The organism is Micromonospora sp. NPDC048839 (assembly GCF_040649915.1).
In the GTDB taxonomy this organism is placed as follows: domain Bacteria; phylum Actinomycetota; class Actinomycetes; order Mycobacteriales; family Micromonosporaceae; genus Micromonospora.
Map to the genome: position 1 here is coordinate 255,111 of NZ_JBEZGL010000009.1, position 20,954 is coordinate 276,064.

At 70.9% G+C, this 20,954-nt stretch carries 24 protein-coding genes; 9 read left to right on the plus strand and 15 right to left on the minus strand.

Annotated features, from left to right (window positions below; genetic code table 11):
- Positions 1-173: 173 nt before the first annotated feature.
- Together AB0C25_RS19505 and AB0C25_RS19510 are read right to left on the minus strand one after the other, a co-directional pair.
- Positions 174-1,070, minus strand: a complete 897-nt coding sequence (locus AB0C25_RS19505) for a PhzF family phenazine biosynthesis protein (protein ID WP_357374955.1) — start codon at positions 1,068-1,070, stop codon at positions 174-176.
- Entirely contained in the window at positions 1,067-1,375 is a 309-nt protein-coding gene (locus AB0C25_RS19510) for a helix-turn-helix domain-containing protein (RefSeq protein WP_357374957.1), read from the minus strand. The genes AB0C25_RS19505 and AB0C25_RS19510 overlap by 4 nt, the downstream gene beginning before the upstream one ends.
- A gap of 149 nt (positions 1,376-1,524) precedes the next feature.
- Between AB0C25_RS19510 and AB0C25_RS19515 the strand changes: the two genes are divergently transcribed.
- Positions 1,525-2,556: a nitronate monooxygenase gene (locus tag AB0C25_RS19515; protein ID WP_357374959.1), complete on the plus strand. Its 1,032-nt coding sequence runs from the start codon at positions 1,525-1,527 to the stop codon at positions 2,554-2,556.
- Entirely contained in the window at positions 2,553-3,221 is a 669-nt protein-coding gene (locus AB0C25_RS19520; RefSeq protein ID WP_357374961.1) for an HAD-IA family hydrolase, read from the plus strand. Before AB0C25_RS19515 ends, AB0C25_RS19520 begins: the two co-directional genes overlap by 4 nt.
- 113 nt (positions 3,222-3,334) lie before the next feature.
- Here the strand turns inward: AB0C25_RS19520 and AB0C25_RS19525 are convergent, their stop codons facing one another.
- Positions 3,335-4,291 (minus strand): alpha/beta hydrolase, encoded by a 957-nt coding sequence (locus AB0C25_RS19525; protein WP_357374963.1) that lies wholly within the window; start codon positions 4,289-4,291, stop codon positions 3,335-3,337.
- Between the two features lie 201 nt (positions 4,292-4,492).
- Here AB0C25_RS19525 and AB0C25_RS19530 point away from each other — a divergent pair, with 201 nt between their 5' ends.
- Positions 4,493-4,933 (plus strand): VOC family protein, encoded by a 441-nt coding sequence (locus AB0C25_RS19530; protein ID WP_357374965.1) that lies wholly within the window; start codon positions 4,493-4,495, stop codon positions 4,931-4,933.
- A gap of 18 nt (positions 4,934-4,951) precedes the next feature.
- On the opposite strand, the gene AB0C25_RS19535 is transcribed toward AB0C25_RS19530, so the two are convergent.
- Positions 4,952-5,446: a GNAT family N-acetyltransferase gene (locus AB0C25_RS19535; RefSeq protein ID WP_357374967.1), complete on the minus strand. Its 495-nt coding sequence runs from the start codon at positions 5,444-5,446 to the stop codon at positions 4,952-4,954.
- 226 nt (positions 5,447-5,672) lie between these two features.
- Between AB0C25_RS19535 and AB0C25_RS19540 the strand changes: the two genes are divergently transcribed.
- Positions 5,673-5,876, plus strand: a complete 204-nt coding sequence (locus AB0C25_RS19540; RefSeq protein ID WP_357374969.1) for a hypothetical protein — start codon at positions 5,673-5,675, stop codon at positions 5,874-5,876.
- Positions 5,877-5,933: 57 nt separating this feature from the next.
- On the plus strand, positions 5,934-6,383 hold the full coding sequence (locus tag AB0C25_RS19545) for a GNAT family N-acetyltransferase (protein ID WP_357374972.1): 450 nt from the start codon (positions 5,934-5,936) through the stop codon (positions 6,381-6,383).
- A 23-nt stretch (positions 6,384-6,406) separates the two neighbouring features.
- Here the strand turns inward: AB0C25_RS19545 and AB0C25_RS19550 are convergent, their stop codons facing one another.
- From AB0C25_RS19550 to AB0C25_RS19575, 6 genes are all read right to left on the minus strand, one after another.
- On the minus strand, positions 6,407-7,315 hold the full coding sequence (locus AB0C25_RS19550) for an NAD-dependent epimerase/dehydratase family protein (RefSeq protein ID WP_357374974.1): 909 nt from the start codon (positions 7,313-7,315) through the stop codon (positions 6,407-6,409).
- A gap of 225 nt (positions 7,316-7,540) precedes the next feature.
- Complete coding sequence (locus tag AB0C25_RS19555) at positions 7,541-10,369, minus strand: PQQ-dependent sugar dehydrogenase (RefSeq protein ID WP_357374977.1); 2,829 nt, start codon at positions 10,367-10,369, stop codon at positions 7,541-7,543.
- Positions 10,370-10,456: 87 nt separating this feature from the next.
- Positions 10,457-11,725 (minus strand): ThuA domain-containing protein, encoded by a 1,269-nt coding sequence (locus AB0C25_RS19560; protein WP_357374979.1) that lies wholly within the window; start codon positions 11,723-11,725, stop codon positions 10,457-10,459.
- 399 nt (positions 11,726-12,124) lie between these two features.
- Positions 12,125-12,853 (minus strand): alpha/beta hydrolase, encoded by a 729-nt coding sequence (locus tag AB0C25_RS19565; protein WP_357374981.1) that lies wholly within the window; start codon positions 12,851-12,853, stop codon positions 12,125-12,127.
- Between the two features lie 119 nt (positions 12,854-12,972).
- The gene (locus AB0C25_RS19570; protein WP_357374983.1) at positions 12,973-13,782 is read right to left on the minus strand and encodes a CPBP family intramembrane glutamic endopeptidase; all 810 of its coding nucleotides are present in this window, start codon (positions 13,780-13,782) and stop codon (positions 12,973-12,975) included.
- 36 nt (positions 13,783-13,818) lie between these two features.
- Positions 13,819-14,562 carry a methyltransferase domain-containing protein gene (locus AB0C25_RS19575; protein WP_357374985.1) on the minus strand — a complete coding sequence of 248 codons (744 nt, stop codon included), beginning with the start codon at positions 14,560-14,562 and terminating at the stop codon, positions 13,819-13,821.
- Between the two features lie 74 nt (positions 14,563-14,636).
- Here AB0C25_RS19575 and mug point away from each other — a divergent pair, with 74 nt between their 5' ends.
- On the plus strand, positions 14,637-15,209 hold the full coding sequence (gene mug / locus AB0C25_RS19580; RefSeq protein ID WP_357374987.1) for a G/U mismatch-specific DNA glycosylase: 573 nt from the start codon (positions 14,637-14,639) through the stop codon (positions 15,207-15,209).
- 37 nt (positions 15,210-15,246) lie between these two features.
- Here the strand turns inward: mug and AB0C25_RS19585 are convergent, their stop codons facing one another.
- Genes AB0C25_RS19585 through AB0C25_RS19595 form a run of 3 tightly spaced genes read right to left on the minus strand, consistent with a single transcriptional unit; the run spans position 15,247 to position 16,639 of the window.
- Positions 15,247-15,738, minus strand: a complete 492-nt coding sequence (locus AB0C25_RS19585) for a DUF5946 family protein (RefSeq protein WP_357374989.1) — start codon at positions 15,736-15,738, stop codon at positions 15,247-15,249.
- A 23-nt stretch (positions 15,739-15,761) separates the two neighbouring features.
- Positions 15,762-16,280, minus strand: a complete 519-nt coding sequence (locus AB0C25_RS19590; protein WP_357374991.1) for an SRPBCC family protein — start codon at positions 16,278-16,280, stop codon at positions 15,762-15,764.
- Positions 16,277-16,639, minus strand: coding sequence for a metalloregulator ArsR/SmtB family transcription factor (locus AB0C25_RS19595; protein WP_357374993.1), 363 nt, complete (start codon positions 16,637-16,639; stop codon positions 16,277-16,279). Before AB0C25_RS19595 ends, AB0C25_RS19590 begins: the two co-directional genes overlap by 4 nt.
- Before the next feature lie 90 nt (positions 16,640-16,729).
- Between AB0C25_RS19595 and AB0C25_RS19600 the strand changes: the two genes are divergently transcribed.
- A complete protein-coding gene (locus tag AB0C25_RS19600; RefSeq protein ID WP_357375049.1) occupies positions 16,730-17,830 on the plus strand; it encodes an ionic transporter y4hA in 1,101 nt (366 codons plus the stop codon).
- Between the two features lie 15 nt (positions 17,831-17,845).
- Here AB0C25_RS19600 and AB0C25_RS19605 read toward each other — a convergent pair whose 3' ends face one another.
- On the minus strand, positions 17,846-19,102 hold the full coding sequence (locus AB0C25_RS19605) for a DUF6596 domain-containing protein (RefSeq protein ID WP_357374995.1): 1,257 nt from the start codon (positions 19,100-19,102) through the stop codon (positions 17,846-17,848).
- Positions 19,103-19,105: 3 nt separating this feature from the next.
- Positions 19,106-19,498 (minus strand): YciI family protein, encoded by a 393-nt coding sequence (locus AB0C25_RS19610; protein ID WP_357375051.1) that lies wholly within the window; start codon positions 19,496-19,498, stop codon positions 19,106-19,108.
- Positions 19,499-19,726: 228 nt separating this feature from the next.
- On the opposite strand from AB0C25_RS19610, the gene AB0C25_RS19615 reads away from it, so the two are divergent.
- Both AB0C25_RS19615 and AB0C25_RS19620 read left to right on the plus strand, forming a co-directional pair.
- The gene (locus AB0C25_RS19615; protein ID WP_357374997.1) at positions 19,727-19,936 is read left to right on the plus strand and encodes a hypothetical protein; all 210 of its coding nucleotides are present in this window, start codon (positions 19,727-19,729) and stop codon (positions 19,934-19,936) included.
- Between the two features lie 188 nt (positions 19,937-20,124).
- The gene (locus AB0C25_RS19620) at positions 20,125-20,868 is read left to right on the plus strand and encodes a neutral zinc metallopeptidase (RefSeq protein WP_357374999.1); all 744 of its coding nucleotides are present in this window, start codon (positions 20,125-20,127) and stop codon (positions 20,866-20,868) included.
- The last annotated feature ends 86 nt before the right edge of the window (positions 20,869-20,954 follow it).

Consider the following 20,954-nt stretch of genomic DNA (forward strand, 5'->3'; position numbering starts at 1 on the left):
TGGTGGAGGCGTCAACACAACGCCTCCCTTGAATCCCGATCTGCGGGAACTCATCACGGCGTTGCGAGCCGAACTGGAAGCAGACCAGCACGACCTTCCTCGCCGGCTACGTCTCTGGTCCCCTGTACGCGGATGTGGCACAGGCGACGACGGGTGGTGGAGGCTTCTCGCCGTCACCCGAAACTCATCGGACTCAATCGATGGTCCACCCTTCCGGATCGGATGGTGGCCATTCCGCCGACCCGGACGGAAATGCCTTCCGTGGTGGCGGTTGCGGTGGCGAAGACCGACGAGGGGCGACCTGCGGTGTGCCCTTGCTCGACGTCGATGCTGCGGTGGCCGTGGCTCGCGAACAGATGCGCGGCGAGGCATCCGGTGCTGTTGGCGTTGACGACGTCCTCGCCGACTCCGATCGCCGGCGCGAACATGCGCGCGGACGCCGCCCTGCGGGTTGGGGAGAGCAGGTAGACGAAGCAGCCGAGATAGCCGAGACGACGGCATTCGGCGGCGAGTCGACGCAGGTCAGGGCGCATCGCGAGCAGGGTCGGCAGCGTTCTGACCGGTACCAGCAGGCGTGGCGTTCCCGGTGAGGCGACGCACGGGGCGTCGTCGGCGGCCATGTCGTACGGTGTGATGCCCAGGGCGCCGAGGATGCTGTCGAGTCCTGCGGCTGTGCCGCCCTGAAGCTCCACCGTGCCCTGGTCGAACCAGACCTCGATGCCGTCGTCGCGCTGGATCGCGGTGGTGTCGAAGGTGCGGCCACCGGTCCGCTGACGTACGCGATGTTCCTGGACCCGGCGACGGTGCAGCAGGAACGCCTGGGCGGCGATTGTCCCGTGCCCGCAGTTGGTGAGCTCACCGTGTGCGGTGAAGAACCGTACCGTGGGCGTGGTTTCCGCGTCGGCGTCGACGAACGCCGCGTGCGAGGTGCCGGCGCGCCGGACGATCGCGCGCCGACTGCTGTCGTTGAGCGTGCTGTCGTCGATCAGCACGGCGGTTGGGCTGCCACCTTCCCGGCGGCGAGTGCAGGCGTCGACGATCGTCACGTCGTTGTCGTTGCTTCCGGTCATGTCGGGGTTTGCTCCTCGGTGGCCGGGTCGCCGTCGGCGAGGGCGCCGGCCCAGTCGTCCGACCAGCGCACGAGCGGACGCAGGGCTCGGTAGGCGCCCTGTCCGAGCTGGGTGAGGGCATAGGCGGCGTCCGGTTCCTGCGTGACGAGGCGGGCCTCGATCAGCTCGGTCAGCCGCTGCCGCAGGACGCTTGACGACATGTTGTCGCAGTGGTGCTGCAGCGCGCGGAAGCCGAGTGCGCCGCGCTGCAACTCCCAGACGATGCGCAGGCTCCATCGACGTCCGAAGAGGTCGAGTGCCGCCATCAAGGGGCGCCCGGTGTTCGACCCGCGAACCGGGGTTCCCGGCCTCGGCACTGCCATTGGCTCGTCCCACTTCTCCTGGTGCTTCTTTTTCCGATACGCTACCTCCTCGCCAGTGATTCGGTTTCCGAAGCGCAGGGGGTCGGGCACACATGACGTCAAGGTTGCGTACCGCTTTGTGTGAGCGGTTGGGTATCGACGTGCCGGTGGTGCAGGCGCCGATAGGTTCCGCGGCGGCGCCCGAACTGGCTGCGGCGGTGGCCGAAGCCGGTGGGCTCGGCATGCTGGCGTCGACCTGGCAGAGTCCCGAACGCGCGCGCCTCGGCATCCGCAATGTTCGGCAGCGGACGGCGCGGCCGTTCGGGGTGAATCTGGTGCTGGACTTTCCCGTCATCGACACGCTGGCGGTGTGCCTGGACGAGGCTGTGCCGGTCATCTCCACCTTCTGGGGTGATCCAGAACCCGTCAGCCACCGGATCCGTGCTGCCGGTGCGCTGCACATGCACACCGTCGGCAGTGTGCGGGAGGCTGTGCACGCCGCCGGCTGCGGCGTCGACGTCATCGTGGCGCAGGGCTGGGAGGCCGGCGGTCATGTTCGCGGTACGACCGCCACCATGGTTCTGGTGCCAGCCGTCGTCGACGCGGTGCACCCGATTCCGGTCATGGCCGCCGGCGGAATCAGCGACGGCCGCGGCCTCGCCGCCGTCCTGGCCCTGGGCGCACAGGGCGCATGGATGGGTACGCGTTTCCTGGCGACCACCGAAGCTTTCACCCACCAGCTGTATCGGCAGCACCTCCTCGCTGCCACCGCCGAGGACGCCGTCCACACCCACTGCTTCGACGGCGGATGGCCCGACGCCGCGCACCGCGCACTGCGGAATCCGACCCTGCGACGGTGGGAGCTGACCGGTTCACCCCCAGCGCCGGGGCGCCCGGGCGAGGGCGACGTCGTGGCCGTCGACGCCGCCGGCCAGGCCCATTACCGGTACGAGGATCTGATGCCCCTACCCGGCATGACCGGCGCCCTGGCGGACATGGCCCTCTACGCCGGCCAATCGGTCGAGCTCGTCAGGGACGTCCGGCCAGCAGGCCGGCTCATCCACGAACTCACGGCGCAGACCGTCGACGTCATCGAGCAGATGGGCCGCGCGATGCAGGCGGCAGACGGGACTTCGTACCCATGACCTCCCTCGCTCGCGTCAGCGCAGACGCCGACCGCGGCGCTGCCGTGTTGTTCGACGTCGACGGCGTTCTGGTCGACTCCTACGCCACGTATCGCCGGATCTGGGACCGCTGGGCGCTGCACCACAGCCTGGACCCGGAGACCGTCTGGAGTCACACCCACGGCCGCCGCCCGATCGACACCATCGCAGTCGTCGCTCCAAACCTCGACACCGAAGCCGAATACCAGGTGGTACGCGACTTCATGGCTGACGAAGGTGACGCCTTCCCGGTGTACCCCGACGCCCCGGGCGTGCTGACGGCCATCCGGGACCGGCGGTGGGGTGTGGTGACCTCGGGCCGAGCCCCTACCGTGCGGCAACGACTGCGAGCAGGTGGTCTACCTGACCCCCCGGTCCTTGTGGACAGCACGCAGGTCGCCCTCGGAAAACCAGACCCGGAAGGCTACCTCCGCGCGGCCGACCTTCTGCGAACCCCGCCGGAGCGTTGCCTGGTCATCGAGGACGCACCGGCGGGAATCGAAGCAGCTCGCGCGGCGCGGATGACCGTGATCGCACTGACCACCACCCACTCCGCCGCCCAGCTCACCGGCGCACACCACATCACCAAGACGCTCGGCGGCGCGATGCCACGCATCGAGAGTTGGCTCAGCACACCGGTGCCATGACCAGGGCTCCACGGCCGCGCCATGACCTGGCGTTCCGGACACCCGCGGTACGCGCTCGGTCCGACCGTGAGCATCCGGTCGACGTCGATGACCCCGCCGCACCACGCGCCGGCTCAGGCGTTGTCGAGCACGAACGTCCGGATGAGGTCGGCGCAATCGGCCGCGTGTGTCTCCAACAGGAAGTGCCCGCCGTCGTAGATGTGCGCCTCCATCCGATCGAGAGCACGGTGGTAGGCGAGGACCTCCTCGACGCCGAAGAACGGGTCGTGCCGTCCCCAGAGCACGAGCGCCGGCGGCTGGTGGGCTCTGTGGTAGTCGGCCAGCTCAGCGAAGCGGGCGACATGGTTGGCGTAGTCGGTGAACAGCGCGAACTGGGCGTCGATGTTGCCGGGTCGTCGCATGCGCTCCCAGTCGAGGTGCCACGACTCGGGAGGTTGCCACGCACGCACGTCCCCGGGTAGCCCGGCGAGGTACTGGTCACGGGTCCCCTCGAAGGTCAACCAGTCCGGCAGCGCGGCGCGCCGCTGGTCGGTCGGGTCGGCCCAGTACGCCTTGGCGTCGTCCCACTGCTCGCCGAGACCGTCGGAGTGCGCGTTGCCGCTCTGCACGATGAGGCCGCGGATGCGATCCGGGGCGCGGGTGGCCAGGTGGTATCCCACCGGTGCGCCGAAGTCGTGCAGGTAGACGAAGAAGCGCTCGACGTCGAGCTGGTCGAGCAGGTTATCGATCGTCCGGGAGAGATTCTCGAAGGTGTAGTCGTACTCGTCGACGGTGGGCGACGAGGACATGCCGAAGCCCGGGAGATCGGGTGCGATCACGTGCGCGACGTCGGCCAGCGTGGGCATGACCTCGCGGAAGGTGTGCGACGAGCTCGGAAATCCGTGCAGCAGCAGTACGACCGGCTGCCCGGTCCGGCCGGCCTCGCGGTAGAACACCGACAGGCCGTCGACGTCGGCCTGTCGGTGGCGGATCTTCTGGATGGCCTGCATCGCGTCCTCCTCCCACAGCGATCGGCGCGGACCCACCGGGTGTGCGTCGAACAGCCGCGCGGCAGCGGCAGCGGGATCCATTGTTCCCTGCCCGACCGGGCCGCGCCGGTATTGTCGGTCCAACCCGTCCGTCGCGCACGGCCTGCTCGTTGGTATCGCCGCCGCCATGTCCATCTTGTTGTGCTGCGCCAACGGACAGGACAGGACGTCGAGAACGGCCGGTCGGTTCCGTCCCAGTGGTGAGCGGCCACCATGACCGCACCGAGGAGAGGCAGGCCCGGCATGGCGATCCAGCGGATGGACAACATCCTCATCGTTGTCGACGACCTCGACGCGGTCATCGCGTTCTTCGTCGAACTCGGCATGGAGTTGGAGGGCAGGGGTCCGGTCGAGGGGCGCTGGGTGGAGCGGGTGATCGGGCTCGACGACGTTCGGCAGGAGGTCGCGATGCTGCGGACCCCGGACGGCCACGGCAAGGTCGAACTGGCGATGTTCCACACGCCGGCGGCGGTCCGGGCCGAGTCGACGGACGCGCCCGCGAACACGCTGGGCATTCGTCGGATCATGTTCGCCGTCGACGACGTCGAGGACGTCATCGCCCGCCTGCGTCCGCACGGGGCCGAACTCGTCGGTGAGCTGGCGCAGTACGAGAACACCTACCGGCTCTGCTACGTCCGCGGCCCGGAGGGCATCATCGTCGGCCTGGCCGAACAGCTCGGTTGAAGGCCAGCGCCGCGAGGGTCAGGCGCGAATGTCGGTGACCATCGTGTCCGCGTTCTCGAACGACTCGATCGTGCGGAACCCTTCGGCGGCGTAGAGCTTCGCGGCGAAGTTCGCACGCTCCACACTCAGTGACACCCGAGGGATGCCGCGTGCGCGTGCGGCCTCCCGGGCAGCGCGCAGCAGCATCCGGCCCACCCCTCGACCCCGCCACGACTGCACCACGCCGATGGTCAGCTCCGGCACGTCGTCGCTCACGTACCCGTATCCCGGGTCCGCGGCGGTCAGGTGCCGCAGCCAGGCCGCGCCGACCGGCTGACCGGCCGGCTCCACCGCGACCACCCCGAAGTCGTCCGGCCGCATCCACCCGGTGACGTAGTGCGCCAGCGCGGGGTCGGCCAGGATCCGTTCGCGAGACCAGTCGCGCTCGGGCAGCCAGTTCACCGCCTCCACCAGCATGTCGACCAGGAACGCGAGATCAGTCGGAGTGGCGGCGCGGATATCGACGTTCTGCACCGCCACACCCTGCCACAGGCCCAGACCCCGCCGCCATTGACGAGGAAATCACTCGCTGAGCTGGGCGGTCGTAGTACCAACTGATGAGGTCCCTCTCGTTCCCGGTGTCGATGGCACGGCCGTATTTCGGGGCCAGAGTGGACGCAGTGTCGCATCGCCGGCCGCGGAGCCACGGCCGTCGTCGACGGGTCGAGGTCCCGACAGCCACATCGAGAGAGGGCAGTACGTGAGCGGGAACGAAGAACAGAGGAGCAAATGGGCGCCCTGGTGGGTCTACCTGTGCGTCATCCTCGGCTGCAACTACGTGAAGCAGTACCTGGTCCGGGACCTGCCCGTGGTGGTCAACGCCGCCATCACCATCGTGCTCGTGGGCACGCTCTTCGTGGTCATCACGGCGGTCTACCGCGGTGTCCGACGCGTCGACCGTTAGCGGCACGGCGCGTGCCCGCGCGGTGGCGGCTTCCGGCTTCCTGGTTACGCTCAGGGTATGTTCCGTGCGGCGCGGCCTGATGACTTCGCGCAGATCATCCGCCTCTACCGGCAACTGAACCCGGACGACCCGGTGCTCGACGACGGATCCGACGAGCAGGTCTTCCAGCAGATCGTGGACACACCGGGGTTGCGTCTGTTCGTTCTCGAACTGGACGGGGTCGTCGTCGCCACGACGTACCTCAACCTGATCCCCAACCTCAGCCGGTCGGCGTCGCCGTACGCCGTCATCGAGAACGTGGTCGTCGAGGAGTCGCGGCGCGGCACCGGGCTCGGCCGGCAGATCATGGCCGGCACCCTCCAGGCCGCCTGGGACGCGGGCTGCTACAAGGCGATGCTGATGACGGGGTCGCGTACCCCGGCGACGCACGCCTTCTACCGCGCCTGCGGGTTCGCGCCGGACGTCAAGACCGCGTACCTGGCGCGACCACCGGCTTCCGAGAGCTAGGCGCTCGGCCCGGCGAGACAGCCCTAGACGGGGAAGGTCTCGCGCAGCGCGGGGTCCAGCGACCGGCCGGTCGTCGGCTCGACGAACAGCTCGGCGAGCAGAAGGTCCGCGAGGTGGGTCACGTTGATGCCCGACTCCTTGCCCCCGAGGCCCTGCAAGGTGCCGCCGAGTCGGAACGCGGCCTTCGCCGCGCCGGCCGGCAGTCGGCTCACCCGGCGGCGTCGGCCGACCGCCTCGGCGATGCGCCCGATCATGTCGTCCCAGGTCAGGTTCTCGTCGGCGACGGGAATGTCCGCGCCGCTGGCCTGCTCCAAGGCGTCCGCCGCGACCTGGGCGACGCTGCGCACCGCGACCGCGGCGCTTCCGCCGGTCGGCACGACCAGCGGGGTACGCGACCGCGCCCACCGGTCCAGCGGCCCGGCCCAGTTCGGCAGCCGGTCACCGGCCCGACCGAAGACGAAGGGCAGTTCGAGAACGGCGACCGGCAGAGCCGGGCCGGCGGCCGCCCGTCCCTCCCGGGCCTGCTCGACACGGCACCGGATGTAGGTGTGCCGTTGGGCGAGCCGCCACTGCGGATGCAGCCGGTCGAAATAGGTGTAGTACGAGCCCATCACGACCGCGCGGGTGAGACCCTCCTGGCGAGCGGCGGTGCACAGGCGTACCACCGGTTCGACGTTGTCGCGGCGGAACTCCGGGTAGATCGGCTTGCGCAGCGGCCGCTGCTCGTCGGTGCGGGTGGCGTACACGACACCGTCGTGACCGGCGAGCATCGGCCGCAGGTCCTCGATCGAGGCGGACCCGACATCGAGCCGGTGATCGACCCCCGGCTGGGCGGTCCGCGCCACGGTGGTGGTGGCATGCCCGCGCTCGCGCAGCACGTCCACGACATGAGCGCCGATCAGGCCACTGCCACCCACCACGAGAATCCGCACGGTGCATCGTCCAGTCCGGACCGGGGGGTTTGTCAAGCCACCGTGGGCACCGGTCCGCTGCGCCGGTCGCGCCCCCGAGGCGAAGGCCCACCCAGCAGCCGCTCGACCTACCTCTCGTAGCCCGGGGCGCGTGGCACAAAGAACCGGGGCGGACGGTTTTCACCGTCCGCCCCGGACTCCCGCCGTTCGGCGGTCCCGGCCGCCGACCAGGCCGGGCACCGCCGGCTAGCTGGTCAGGATGAACCTCTCCCACGACCCGACCGACGTACGGTTGGCGATCAACGCGCCCGCCCCGGCGTTCTCGGCGGCCACGATCTGGTTGTTGGCCAGAGCCCGCAGGCCGACCGTGCCGTCCGAGTTGTTGATGATCGTGAAGGTCTCCCACGGCCCGACCGTCGTACGGCTCGCGACCAAGGGACTCGCGCCCGCGTTGTCAGCGCAGACGTACAACCCGTTGGCGCGCGAGCGCAGGGCGATGTTGCCGTTGCCGGCGTCCACCCGGTCGAACTGCTCGGTCGTCGAGACGCTTGCCTTGTTGGCGATCAGCGGGTTGGTGCCGACGGCCGACACGTACTGGTTGTTGACCTGCGCCCGCAGCGTGATCCCTCCGCTGGGGGTGGTGGTGCCGGTGGTGAAGGTGAACGCGTCGACGTCGAAAAGGTAGCCGGACCCGCCCTTGAACACCAGGTACAGGGTGGTCGACGCGCTCGGCGGGTTGCTGATCGTGCCGGACGACTCGACGAAGGTCTCCCAGTTACCGGTCACCGGCACCGTGACGGTGCCCAGCAGGGTGCCGGTGGCCGACCCGGCCCGGACCTCGATGGTGCCACCGGCGCCGGCCGACGACGCCCGCACGGTGATGCGGTTGGCGTTGGACAGGTTGTACGGCTGGTACGAGATCCAGTCGTTGTTCTCGATGAACCCGGCGGTGCGACCACCCTCGGCGTTGGTGTGGTCGGTCGCCTGGACGCCGGACTGGGCGCTGAAGTGCTCACCCTGACGGTGCTTCGGCTGCAGGGTCTTGATGCTGTGCGTGGTGAGCCCACCGTTGTCGGTGTAGGCGGCGTCGAAGACTCCGTAGATGTTGGCCGCGGAGTCGTGCTCCCCGTCCGTCGGGACGGTGATGGAGCCGCTGCAACCGGTCTTCGAGGTGATCTGGTGTGCGTGGCTGTCGTGGCCCAGCGCGTAGGTCAGGCTCACCTTCGAGCAGTCGATCGTGCCGTCCTGCGGGTCGCTCACCGAGATCTGGTACGGCACGGTGTCACCGAAGGTGAACAGCTGTCCGTCGGCGGGCGAGGTGAGCGTCACCGTCGGCGCGGTGTTCCCCACGGTGATGACCAGGCTCGCCGTGCCGGACAGGCCGGTCGGGTCGGTGACCTTCAGGGTGGGGGAGTAGGTGCCGTTGGTGGTGTACGTCTTCGTCGGGTTGGCCGCCGTCGACGTGGTGCCGTCACCGAACGTCCACAGGTAGCTCAGCGACCCACCCTCCGGGTCGGACGAGCCGGCCGACGAGAAGTTGACGGTCAACGGGTTCGATCCCGAGGTGGGGTTGGCCGCGGCCACCGCGATCGGGTTGCGGTTGCCACCACCGATGTACTCGATCCGGAAGAGCGCCTGGTTGTTCGAGCCGGTGCCGTAGTCCAGGACGTAGAGCGCGCCGTCCGGGCCGAAGGCCATGTCCATGACCTGCGTGCCGCTCCACGGGAAGGTGGAGATCTCCCCGCGCGAGCCGTCGGAGTTGATCGCGATGGGCTTGATCCAACGCCGCCCGTACTCGCCGGCGAAGAACTGGCCGTTGAGCGACGACGGGAACTTGATGCTGGAGTTGAGCGAGGCGTCGTACCGGTAGACCGGGCCGCCCATCGGCGACTCCGATCCGCTGCCGAACTCCGACGGGGAACCGGAGTCGCCGGCGTACTTGATCCAGGCCGGCTTCGCCGCGGGCAGCGTGCCGAGCCCTGTGTTGCGGAACGAGTTGTTGGTCGGCCCGCCCGTGCAGTTGTACTTGGACTGCGACGGCCCGGACGGGAAGGTGTATTCGTTGTACGTTTCGGTGCTGCTGTTGCTGCCGGTGCAGTACGGCCAACCGAAGTTGCCCGGTGCCGCGATGCGGTTGAACTCGACCTGACCGGAGGGGCCGCGGCTGGAGTTCGTGGACCCGGAGTCGGGGCCGTAGTCGCCCAGGTAGACGACGCCGGTGGCCTTGTCGACGCTCATCCGGAACGGGTTACGCAGACCCATCGCGTAGATCTCCGGGCGGGTGTTCGCCGTGCCGGGGGCGAACAGGTTGCCCGACGGGACGGTGTACGTGCCGTCCGCCTGCGGCTTGATCCGCAGCACCTTGCCCCGCAGGTCGTTGGTGTTGCCCGCCGAGCGCTGGGCGTCGAACTGCGGGTTGCGGTTGGTCCGCTCGTCGAGGGGCGCGTAGCCGGACGACTCGAACGGGTTGGTGTCGTCGCCGGTGGTCAGGTACAGGTTGCCGGCGGCGTCGAAGTCCAGGTCACCGCCGACGTGGCAGCACTGCCCACGGTCGTTGGCGACCTGGAGCACGATCTTCTCGGTGCTCAGGTTGAGCGTGTCGTCGCTGTTGAGGGTGAACCGGGACAGCCGCAGGTGCCCCTTCCACCGGTCCCAGTCCGACTGCGAGCCGGTGGTCGGGGCATCCCCGGACGGGGTGCTCAACGTGGGCGAGTAGTACAGGTAGATCCACCGGTTGGTGGCGAAGTTGGGGTCGACGGCGACGCCCTGCAACCCCTCCTCGTCGTGCGTGTAGACCGACAGGGTGCCGGAGGTCTTGGTGTTGCCGTTCACGTCGGTGACCCGCAGGACACCGTTGCGGGCGGTGTGCAGCACCGAACGGTTGGGCAGCACGGCCAGGGACATGGCCTCACCCAGCTCGGCGGAGCCGGTGGCGAGTTTGACCTGCTGGTAATCGGAGGCGGGGATGACCACCGCCTGCGCGGTGGAGGGAGCGGCCACGGCCAGGGTCACGCTCGCGACGGTGGTGACCGCCGCGATGAGTGCCCGGGACCAGCGCCGGGGGTTCGAAAGCATGATCGTCCTTTCTCGACGACCAGGGCCGGGGCGTGCGGGGGCGCACCACGGCCAGGTGGGGGTGGTGAAGAGCGCGTCGAGACGCGATCAGTTGGTGGTGACGAGGTCGAACTTCTCCCACTGACCGATGGAGGTCCGGTTGGCGATCAGCGGAGAACCACCACCGTTGTCAGCCGCGACGTAACGGTTGTTCACCGTGGCCCGCAGGCTCACCGTGCCGTCGGAGTTGCGGACGAGCTGGAACGTCTCCCAGGCGCCGGCGCTGCCCCGGTTGGCGATCAGCGCGGAGGCTCCGGCGTTCTCCGCCGCGACGAACTGACCGTTGCTCTTGGCGCGCAGCGCGACGTTGCCGTTGGCGAGGTTGACCAGTTCGAACCGCTCGCTGGTCCCGACGGAGGTCTTGTTGGCGATCAGCGGGGTGGTGGCGTTGGGCGCGCTGACGTACTGGTTGTTGGCGCGGGCCCGCAGGGTGGAACCGACGGCCGCGGGCGGCGGGGTGGTCGGCGGGGCCGTCGTCGGCGGGGCCGTGGTCGGCGGCGCGGTGGTCGGCGGGGCGGTGGTCGGCGGCGGGGTGGTCGGCGACGTCCCCGGCGAGCAGTTGGCGCTCACGGAACCCGCGGCGACCTGCAGGCCGCCGAGCAGCATCCGGGTGAAGTTCGGGTCGGTGTACGACGCCTCGGTGTGCCCGAGGCCCGTGTACCACGCCCGTCCGCTGCCGACCGTCTTGCACCAGGTGATCGGGTGGTCGCCGTTCATGTTGCCGCCGCTGTACGACGACTCGTCGAGGCTGGCGAGGACCCGCACGGTGGACCGGGGGTTGGTGCGGTAGTTGTACCACTCGTCGGAGCGCGACCAGGTGCTCGGCAGGTGCGCGGTCGACGGGTTGGTGCGGTCCTCGATCTTCACGGTCGCCGTCTGGATCGCCGGGTGCGAGTCGAAGTACGCCCCGACCAGCGCGCCGTACCACGGCCAGCTGTACTCGGTGTCGGCGGCGGCGTGCACGCCGACGTACCCGCCACCACCGGCGATGTACGACTCGAACGCCGTCTGCTGGCTGGAGTTGAGGACGTCACCGGTCGTCGACATGAAGACCACCGCCTGGTACTGGGCCAGGTTGGAGGTGGTGAACTGGCCGGCATCCTCGGTCGCGGTCACGCTGAAGCCGTTGGCGGAGCCGAGCTGCTGGATCGCGGCGATGCCGTTGGGGATGGCCGAGTGGCGGAAGCCGGCGGTCTTGCTGAACACCAGGACCTTGGTCAGCGGTGCGGCCGAGGCCTGCGTGGGCAGGGTTATCAGGCCGGCCACCAGCACGGCCAGGCCGGTGATGAGAGCCAACAAACGGGGACGGGAACGCATGGTCTTGCTCCTCTGCTGAGCGTCGACCTCAGGCTGTGCACGGGGGCAGGCCGGGGCCGCAGTGGCGGTGGTGCGGAAGCCGGGCCGCCGATGCTCGGCTGAGGTGGTGCGGGGGTGGTGGGGTGAATGGGGGACGGAGCGCTGCGCCAGTCGGCCGACTCGACCGACACTGTGGACGATCAATTGTATCGACTGGCATCGCTGACGCAGTAAACCTCCGATGTCTGGCCCTCGTCAAGCCCACGTGCTCCGGCCCAGAGGTCCGGCTCCGCGGGCGGCGCGGGCAGCGCGACACGACGCGTGGCCGGCGGCAGGCCCACCCGCCAAGACGAGAACTTCGCGCCGATCAGGGCGCGACGCTGCCGGTTTGCCCCGTCGACCCCGGTGCGCGTCGGGTGGTTAACCCCGCTCGTCCGACGCGCCACCGCGAGTGCCCCGGGTCGCCATGAGGATGAGGTCGGCGATCGTCTCCGGGTGGGTGACCATGGCAAGATGCGACGATTCGACCTCGATCGTCGTTGCGTCCATCCGGTCGGCCAGGAACCGTTCCAGCTCCGGCGCGGTCGTGCGGTCCTGCGTGGAGATCGAGTAGTAGCAGGGTCGGTTCCGCCAGGCGGCCGTCGTCGTGCGGCCCTGGAACAGGTCCCCGGCGATCGGCCCCTGCACCGCGTAGAGGGCGCGGGCGCGGGCCTCCTCCACCCCGCCGGCGAAGTCGGTCAGAAAGGCACTCTCGCTGAGCTGGGCGTACCCGTCGTGGTGCACGAGACCGGCGTTCGCCGGCGGCGTGGGGTACGTCGCCGCGAGCGCGGTGAAGTCCTCGCCGGCGTCCGGCGCGCGGGCCGCCACGTACACCAGGGCGCTGACCCGGGGATGGTCACCGGCGTCGCTGATGACCGTGCCGGCCCAGGAGTGGCCCACCAGCACCGTCGGCCCGTCCTGGCGGTCGAGGGCACGGTTGGTGGCGGCGACGTCGTCGGCCAGGGACGTCAGCGGATTCTGCACCGCGGTGACGGTCAGCCCGGCGCGCTGGAGCAGAGGGATGACGTCGGACCAGGAGGAGCCGTCGGCGTACGCGCCGTGGACCAGCACGACGTTGCGCGCCTGCATGGCGGGGGACATGTCGCTCATCTGAAACCTCCGCGGGCGGGGCGACGCCGTGCCACCGCTGGGTCGTCGACGACAGCTCTCGCCTGCCACTCTTCCCCAGGACGGTCGCGCCGGTGGGCGAAACGCCGACGCTCGCGCCCTCAGCGCACCGGGTCCGGTGCGACCGCCCGCCAGTCCAGTCGGTCGCGGTAGTGACGACGGACGACCAGCCAGCCGACCGAGAACGGGATCGCGCCCATGGCCACGACTCCCAGGACGGCCGAACCGGTGACGTCAAAGACCGCTCCGACGTCACCGAACAGTTGGGCGACCGTCTGGAAGGCGACGTGGAAGCCGATGCTCGCCCAGATGTCGCCGGTGGCGGCACGGAAGGCGCCCAGCAGGAGAGCGAAGACGAGGAACAGCGCGATCCGGTCGACGGACCGGGCGGCCCCGGTGAGGAACCCGAACAGGGTGAACAACACCGCCTGCCCGATCACCGCCGGCCCGGCCGGCCACCGGGTGGCGAGGTTGTGCTGCAGGTAGCCACGGAAGACGAGTTCCTCCGGCAGCGCCTCTTTCAGCAGGACGAGCACGGGCAACAGCGCCGCCACCCGCAGCGCGTCCCCGACGGACGTCCGGACGCTGATCTCGACCCAGCCGAGACCGAGGCAGAGCGCGAACCCGAGGGCGGCGGGCACCAGCCAGCAGGCCATCCCGAGCAGCAGGCGCCGCCAACCGGACCGCAGCGAGGGCAGGCCGAGACCGGCCCAGGGGCGTCGGTCGAGCCGGCGGCGGGCAACCACGACCAGGGGTACGACCAGCGCCGTCGTGAGGACCGCCCCGGCGGCATGGGTCGGACGGTCGTACTCGCGGTCGAGCAGAGCCCCGAGCGCCAGCCACACCAGCACGGCGCCCGCGTAGACGACGAGGATCCGCCCGGGCAGGGCGACGCGAGGGTTGGCGTTCACCACCGGCAGCGTAGCCAGTGGCGGCAACACGGTCCGTCAGCGACCGAGGACGAGGTAGGCGAGCCCGAGGATGCCCCGGTAGCCGTCGACGTACTCGCGCAACCTGTCGTCGAGCTGCGTGCGGACGTCGGCCGCGCGGGGATCCTCCGGGTACGTCAGCAGCCATTCCTGGCGGCCCGCGAGCCAGGTGGACTCGAAGTCGTCCCACTCCCGTTGGTCGGCGGTGCTCAGGTGCAGCACCCGCCAGCCGCGTTCCCGGGCGGCCTCGACCAGCCCCGGGAGGGTCACCACGTCCGAGCCGAAGATCTCCTCGACCTCCGGTGTCGGAGGGCGCTCCCAGTACGCGTCACCGAGCAGGAGTCGGCCACCGGGTCGGACCACGGTGGTGAGGGCGTCGAGCGCGGGCAGGGTGCCGCCGAAGGCGTGCGCCGATCCGATGCAGAGCACCCGGTCGGCCGGCTCCTGCCAGGCCGCCGCCTCACCCTCGACGAAGGTGACGTGCCGGTTCAGCGACCGGTCCGCGGCCAGTCGCCGTCCCCGTTCCAGGGCGTCGCCGTCGGTGTCGACGCCGACGCCACGCGTCGCGACCGGACCGGACACGCCGCCGGCGGTGACCGCGCGCAGCAGCAGCTCACCCCAACCGCAGCCGAGATCGAGGACGCGCGCGCCGGGGCGGACGTCGAGTCGTTGCAGCAGCAACGCCGCGTGCTCCGGTGCCAGCGGCGTGTTCCAACGCATCCGGGCGTGGCGGCTGGCGGCGAGGTGGTCGGCTGAATCCATCCGTTGAGGGTGCCACGTTGTGATCATCGGCGTGCGCCGCGTCCGGTGCCCGCGCGTACGGCAGGATCGGTGGGGTGGACGCGCAGCGGGCCGGGCCGTTTCGGCGGCCGACCCCGCAGGAGGTGGCGGCGGCGGCCGGCCGGGGCCTGGCCGACGTGATCGGCCCCGGCCTGCGGGTGCTGTTCTGTGGCTTCAACCCGGGTCTCTACTCCGCCGCCGTGGGGCTGCCCTTCGCCCGCCGGGGCAGCCGGTTCTGGCCGGCCCTGCACGGTGGCGGTTTCACCGACCGGGAGTTGCACCCGTGGGAGCACGACGAGTTGCTGCGCCAGGGTCTGGGCATCACCAGCCTGAGCAACCGCGCCACCGCCCGCGCCGACGAGCTGACCTCGGCGGAGCTGGTGGCCGGGGTGACGGGGTTGGCGGTGAAGGCCGAGCGGTACCGGCCGCGGTGCGTGGCGATCCTCGGGGTGACCGCGTACCGGATCGCCTTTGTCCGACCGAAGGCCGGGCTGGGTCCGCAGCCGGATCGGCTGGGTCCGGCCCGGGTGTGGGTGCTGCCCAACCCCAGCGGCCTGAACGCGCACTTCCCCCTGCCCGCGTTGACCGCCGAGTTCGCCAGGCTGCGGCGGGAGCTCGACCCCGGGTAGCCGTGCCTGGTGGATCCGTTGTCGGACTGGTGACGGCTCACCGTGACGTGGCGGCCATCGCGACACGGAGGTCGGCGAGCGTCGCGACCGCCCAGCGGCCGACGGCGTCGGGGTACTCCGTCTCCGCTTCCTCCGTCACGTCATGGGCGGTGACCGACCATGACACCGGCCAGCGCCTGTCGATGTGCGAACGATCGGTGGGCGGCGCCGACCGGGTGACCTTCCGCGAGCCGGCGGCGAAGCGGCCTGTGTCGCGGCGCAGGTGCGCGATCGGAGGCGGAGAGGCGCCGGTCATCGCGTCGACCGCGGCGTGTAGGCCGTCGAGCGCCTCGCGGGTGAGCCGGGACGGATGCTGAAGCTGGTACGTGGCCACGGCGAAGAAGTGCGCGCGCATTCCCGCCTGCGGGTCGAGAGTGGGCAGCACACGGGTCTCGATCTCCAGCAGCTCGTGCAGTCGCGTCCAGCAGTCGCCGCTCGTCGGCAGCGCCCCTCCGCACTCGGCGCAGCGGTCGGTGCGCGTCGCGCTCACGACCTCGGGTGACCTGCTGCCCCTCACTGCCGGCCCTCGTCCACCAGCTGCCCGGCGAGCCCCTGGTAGTAGGGCTGCATGGCGGGGTGGTACTCGTCGAACTCGGGCCGGGGTGAGCCCTCCCGGGAGGCGACGAGCAGGTCCAGGTAGTACTCCCAGCCGGCGCCGACCTCGGCGATGCCCTCCACGCTGGTGAGGTGCTGGACGAACCGCAGCTCGGTGGTGCCGTCGGTCTCGGTCAGCGCCAGCTCCAGCCGCCAGGTGCCGTAGCTGTCGATCAGCGACACGGCGAGGCGTCGCTGTGGCTCGCACGCGTCGATGTGGACCTCAGACCAGGGCTGGTCCTCCTCGAAGGCCATCTGGAGCCGGACGGTCCGTCCGGGCGCGGCGTCGCCCTCCCACGGGCCGTACCAGCGGGCCGTGCGCTCCGGCTCGGTCAGACTGGCCCAGACGTCCTCCGCCGGGGCGCGGAAGGTCCGGGTGAGGACGAGGTCGTGGCCGGTGTCGGTGCGAAACAGGCGTCCGGTGGGCGTACGGGTCATGCCGTGTGCTCCCTTCGATGCTCCGCCGGGCCGCTGCTGCGGCGCTCTCGGCGGGTGCGATAGATCTCGGTCTCCAGCGCGTCGAGGTGTCGCTCCCACCGGTCGGCGCCGACCAGCCCGGCGAGCCAGTCGGCCAGCGGGGCGAGTGGGCCGGGGTCGAGGCGGTAGATCCTGCGTCGGCCGACGACCTCGTCGCGGACCAGCCCGCTCTCGCGCAGCACCCGTAGGTGGCGGCTGATGGCGGGTCGGCTGATCGCGAACCGTTGGGCGATGTCGCCGGCGGAGAGGGGTTCGGCGCGCAGCATGGTCAGGATGTGCCGTCGCACCGGGTCCGCGATTGCGGTGGCCACCTCGTCCACGCCGGAAGCGTAACCCATAGGTTACGGATTTGGTGACCCGCCTGCGTCGATGGTGGGCACATGATCAGGTGGCCTGGCACTCTGTACGGCATGGCCGCCCTGCTCCGCTCCCGGATGACCGACTGGACCGTCGCCGTACCCGTGCTCGCCGTGCTGGTGCTGCTCGCCACCTGGGGACGGGACCTGCCCGCTCCGATCATCGTGGTGGTCGCGGTGCTGCTGGGAGGCGCGGTGCTGGCGGCCGTGCACCACGCGGAGGTGGTCGCCCACCGGGTGGGGGAGCCGTACGGGTCGCTGGTGCTCGCCGTCGCGGTCACCGTGATCGAGGTCGCCCTCATCGTCACTCTGATGATCAGCGGGCCGGAGAAGACCCAGTCGCTCGCCCGCGACACCGTCTTCGCCGCCGTCATGATCACCTGCAACGGCATCCTCGGCCTGTCGCTGCTGCTCGGGGCGCTGCGCCGGCGCGTCGCCGTGTTCAACCCGGAGGGCACCGGTGGCGCGCTGGCCACCGTGATCACCCTGGCCACGCTGAGTCTGGTCATCCCGACCTTCACCACAGCCCGCCCCGGCCCGGAGTTCAGCCCGGCCCAACTCACCTTCGCCGCCGTCGCGTCGCTGGCCCTGTACGGGCTGTTCGTGCTCGTCCAGACCGGCCGGCACCGCGACTACTTCCTGCCGGTCGACAGCCAGGGCCGGGTGATCGACGCCGAGGAGCACGCCAAGCCGCCGTCGACCCGCGCGGCGCTGATCAGCCTGGGGCTGCTGCTGGTGGCGTTGATCGCGGTGGTGGGCGACGCGAAGACCGTGTCGCCGACCATCGAGGCCGGTGTCGCGGCCGCGAACCTGCCGCACGCGTTCGTCGGTGTGATCATCGCCCTGCTGGTACTGCTGCCGGAGACCCTCGCCGCCGCGCGCGCCGCCCGCCGCGACCGCGTACAGATCAGCCTGAACCTCGCCCTCGGCTCCGCGATGGCCAGCATCGGCCTGACCATCCCGGCCATCGCCATCGCCTCGATCTGGCTGGACGGCCCCCTGCTGCTCGGCCTCGGCGGCACCCAGCTCGCCCTGCTCGCGCTGACCGCGGTGACCGCGGTGCTGACCGTCGTGCCGGGCCGGGCCAACGTGCTGCAGGGTGGCGTACACCTGGTGTTGCTGGCCGCCTTCGTCTTCCTGGCCGCGAGCCCCTGACCGTCCGCCGCCGGCTCAGCCGGCGGGCGGCGGGTCGCCCGCGAGGCGGTCCGCGCGGGCGTTCAGGTAGCGCTGCTGCGCCAGGTTCGTCGAGCGCGCCGCCGCCATCCGGTACGCCTCCCGCGCCGCGACCCGCTCACCCAGCAGCTCCCACAGGTGGGCGCGGGCGGCCGGCAGCCGCGGGTCGTCGGCCAGCCGCGCGTCGTCGGCCAGGTCGGCGAGCAGCGCCAATCCGGCCGGCGTGCCCCGACTCATGGCCACCGCCACCGCGCGGTTGAGCGCCACCACCGGATTGTCGGACATCCCGAGGAGCACCTCGTACAGGGCGGTGATCTGCGCCCAGTCGGTGGCTGCCGCGCTGGGTGCCTCATCGTGCACGGCTGCGATGGCCGCCTGCACCTGGTACGGCCCGACGACCCCGCGCGGCAGCGCCGCGCTGATCAACCCGACCCCCTCGGCGATCTGGTCGGCCCGCCACCGGGAGCGGTCCTGCTCGGCCATCGGCACCAGCTCGCCGTGCGCGCCGATCCGGGCCGGCGCTCGGGCGTCGGTGAGCAGCATCAACGCGAGCAGCCCGGTCACCTCGGGATCCTCGGGCACCAGCCGGTGCGCCAGACGGGTCAGCCGGATCGCCTCGGCGGTCAGGTCGGCGCGCAGCAACCCGGGCCCGGCCGTGCGGGCGTACCCCTCGGTGAAGATCAGGTAGAGCACGTGCAGCACGGCGGCGAGCCGGTCGGCGCGCTCCGGGCCCGTCGGCGGCGCGAACCGCAGCCCACTGTCGCGGATCCGCTGCTTGCCCCGACTGATCCGCCGGGTCATCGTCGCCTCCGGCACCAGGAACGCGCGCGCCACCTCGGCGGTGCTCAACCCGCCGACCGCCCGCAGCGTGAGCGCGATCTGCGACGCCGGCGACAGCGCCGGGTGGCAGCACAGGAACAGCAGGATGAGCGTGTCGTCGGCGTCCGCGGGCGGATGGTCGGCGGCGGGGGCGCACCACTGCTCGGGCAGCACCCACCGCGCCACCGTGTCCTCCCGCCGCACCCGGGCCTGCTCCCGGCGCAGCAGGTCGGTCAGCCGGCGGGACGCGACGGTGATCAGCCAACCGCGCGGATTGTCCGGTACGCCGTCGCGCGGCCAACCGTCGGCCGCGGCGATCAGCGCCTCCTGCACGGCGTCCTCAGCGGTGTCGAAGTGCCCGTAGCGACGTACCAGCGCGCCGAGGACCTGCGGCGCCAGCGCGCGCAGCAGGTCCTCGACGGGTGTCTGCGGCATCGGTCAGCCGGCCAGGTCCCCGATGCCCTCCAGCACCGGCCGCACGTCCACGTAGCCGCCGGGGGCGTCCGGGTCGACCAGTCCGGCGGCGATCTCGGTGGCCCGGTCGAAGCTGGCGCACTCCACGATCGTGTAACCGGCGAGGACCTCCTGGGTCTCCGGGTACGGGCCGTCGGTGACCACGGGTGCGCCCTCGCGTACCTGCACCCGGCGCGCGTGCACGGGCTCGCTCAGGCCCTGGGCGTCCACCAACTCCCCGGACTCGGCCAGCGCCTGGTGGAACGTCTCCATGTGCTGGTGCATCGCCGCGATCTGCTCGGCCGACATCGCGGGCCGCTCGGAAGCCCGCCCCGACAACACGTCGTAGTCCTGCTGGGAGCCGTACAGCAAAATCATGTACTTCACGGGTGTCTCCTCGTGTCGCTGGCACCGCCTCCGGCGCCGCTCACCAGAAACGTCGAAACCCAACCCCCAACCCGGACACCCCACCCCACCCTCGCCCGATTCGATCCGTTGATCATGAGGTTATAGCTCCGACACGCCGATGCCGGTGGCAACAACTCCATGATCAACGGGGGAGTGGTGGGTGGGGTGGGGTGGGTGGGGTGGGTTAGGTTGGCGGGCATGGCGGTGGTCTGGGTCGTGGTTGGAGGGTTCGCGGCAGTAGCTGTTGTCGCGTTCGGGGTGGTGGTTCGGCGGGGGCGACGGACGGGCGAGATCGGGAGCGACGCACGCGCGGCCGGTCGGGACGCCCACGGCCGGCAGCAGCGCTACGAGGCCGAGCGACACGGCGACCAGGGCGACACCTGGCAGCGCGGCCGCGAGGCCGGCTGACGGCGACTGCCCAGCTCGTGCACCACGACCCTCCGCGCCGGACGGCCGCACCCGCCCCCGGCCATTCTGGCCGTACGACACGGTTGCCGTGAACCATCCGCAGCCGGCGCACGTGAATCCGGTGACGGGCGTTTCGGTCACCTTGTCGGGGTACTACCAGCGCGAGCACGGATGTCTGGGGAGGCACAGTGGGCACACGGTCAGGACGCGCCGCCGGGGGACCGGTTGCGGCCCTGCTGATCGCCGCCCTGTTGTCGCTCGCCTGCGCCGGGGGCGGGCTGGCCGAGCCGGAGGGCGAGCGCCCCGCGCCCGCCCGTTCGCAGGGTTCCCCGACGCCGAACACCACCCGGGCCGACGGCACCACAAGCGTCGCCGAATTCGAGCAGGACGTCGCCGACGCGCAGACGATCGCCGAACGGTACTGGGCGGCGCAGTTCAAGGAGTCCGGGCAGCGGTTCCAACCGATCCGGCGGATCACCCCGTACCAGCGGGCGGGCGAGGTGTCCTGCGGGGGCGAGCCGCTGCCCCGCAACAACGCCGTCTACTGCTCGCAGGGCGACTTCATCGCGTACGACGTCGCCTGGTCGGTGGCGGCGTTCCGCCAGGTCGGCGACGCGTTCGTGTTCTACCTGCTCGGTCACGAGTACGCTCACGGCATCCAGGTACGGCTCGGCATCAACTACAGCTTCACCATCCAGCAGGAGTTGCAGGCCGACTGCATGGCCGGCGCGTACCTCGGTGACTCGGTGCGCGCCAAGGTCCTGACCCTGGCCGATGGTGACCTCGACGAGTTCCGCGAGGGGCTGGCGGCCGTCGGCGACGACCCGGACCAGCCGTGGTTCGCGGAGGGTTCGCACGGCACCGCCGAGCAGCGCACCGACTCGTTCTTCCGCGGCTACGAGCGCTCACTGGCGGCCTGCGACCTGGGCTGAGCGGGTTGCCCCGATCACGTCGGCGTCCATCGCGGTCACCGGCGGGACGCCGGCCTGGCAGGATCGCCGGTGTCGGCCACGACCCT

Excerpts from the sequence above, each read along its gene's own strand:
- AB0C25_RS19505 (WP_357374955.1), bottom strand. The coding sequence starts at position 1,070 with ATGACCGGAAGCAACGACAACGACGTGACGATCGTCGACGCCTGCACT.
- AB0C25_RS19510 (WP_357374957.1), bottom strand. The coding sequence starts at position 1,375 with ATGGCGGCACTCGACCTCTTCGGACGTCGATGGAGCCTGCGCATCGTC.
- AB0C25_RS19515 (WP_357374959.1), top strand. The coding sequence starts at position 1,525 with ATGACGTCAAGGTTGCGTACCGCTTTGTGTGAGCGGTTGGGTATCGAC.
- AB0C25_RS19520 (WP_357374961.1), top strand. The coding sequence starts at position 2,553 with ATGACCTCCCTCGCTCGCGTCAGCGCAGACGCCGACCGCGGCGCTGCC.
- AB0C25_RS19525 (WP_357374963.1), bottom strand. The coding sequence starts at position 4,291 with ATGGATCCCGCTGCCGCTGCCGCGCGGCTGTTCGACGCACACCCGGTG.
- AB0C25_RS19530 (WP_357374965.1), top strand. The coding sequence starts at position 4,493 with ATGGCGATCCAGCGGATGGACAACATCCTCATCGTTGTCGACGACCTC.
- AB0C25_RS19545 (WP_357374972.1), top strand. The coding sequence starts at position 5,934 with ATGTTCCGTGCGGCGCGGCCTGATGACTTCGCGCAGATCATCCGCCTC.
- AB0C25_RS19555 (WP_357374977.1), bottom strand. The coding sequence starts at position 10,369 with ATGCTTTCGAACCCCCGGCGCTGGTCCCGGGCACTCATCGCGGCGGTC.
- AB0C25_RS19560 (WP_357374979.1), bottom strand. The coding sequence starts at position 11,725 with ATGCGTTCCCGTCCCCGTTTGTTGGCTCTCATCACCGGCCTGGCCGTG.
- AB0C25_RS19565 (WP_357374981.1), bottom strand. The coding sequence starts at position 12,853 with ATGAGCGACATGTCCCCCGCCATGCAGGCGCGCAACGTCGTGCTGGTC.
- AB0C25_RS19575 (WP_357374985.1), bottom strand. The coding sequence starts at position 14,562 with ATGGATTCAGCCGACCACCTCGCCGCCAGCCGCCACGCCCGGATGCGT.
- AB0C25_RS19590 (WP_357374991.1), bottom strand. The coding sequence starts at position 16,280 with ATGACCCGTACGCCCACCGGACGCCTGTTTCGCACCGACACCGGCCAC.
- AB0C25_RS19600 (WP_357375049.1), top strand. The coding sequence starts at position 16,730 with ATGGCCGCCCTGCTCCGCTCCCGGATGACCGACTGGACCGTCGCCGTA.
- AB0C25_RS19605 (WP_357374995.1), bottom strand. The coding sequence starts at position 19,102 with ATGCCGCAGACACCCGTCGAGGACCTGCTGCGCGCGCTGGCGCCGCAG.
- AB0C25_RS19610 (WP_357375051.1), bottom strand. The coding sequence starts at position 19,498 with ATGATTTTGCTGTACGGCTCCCAGCAGGACTACGACGTGTTGTCGGGG.
- AB0C25_RS19615 (WP_357374997.1), top strand. The coding sequence starts at position 19,727 with ATGGCGGTGGTCTGGGTCGTGGTTGGAGGGTTCGCGGCAGTAGCTGTT.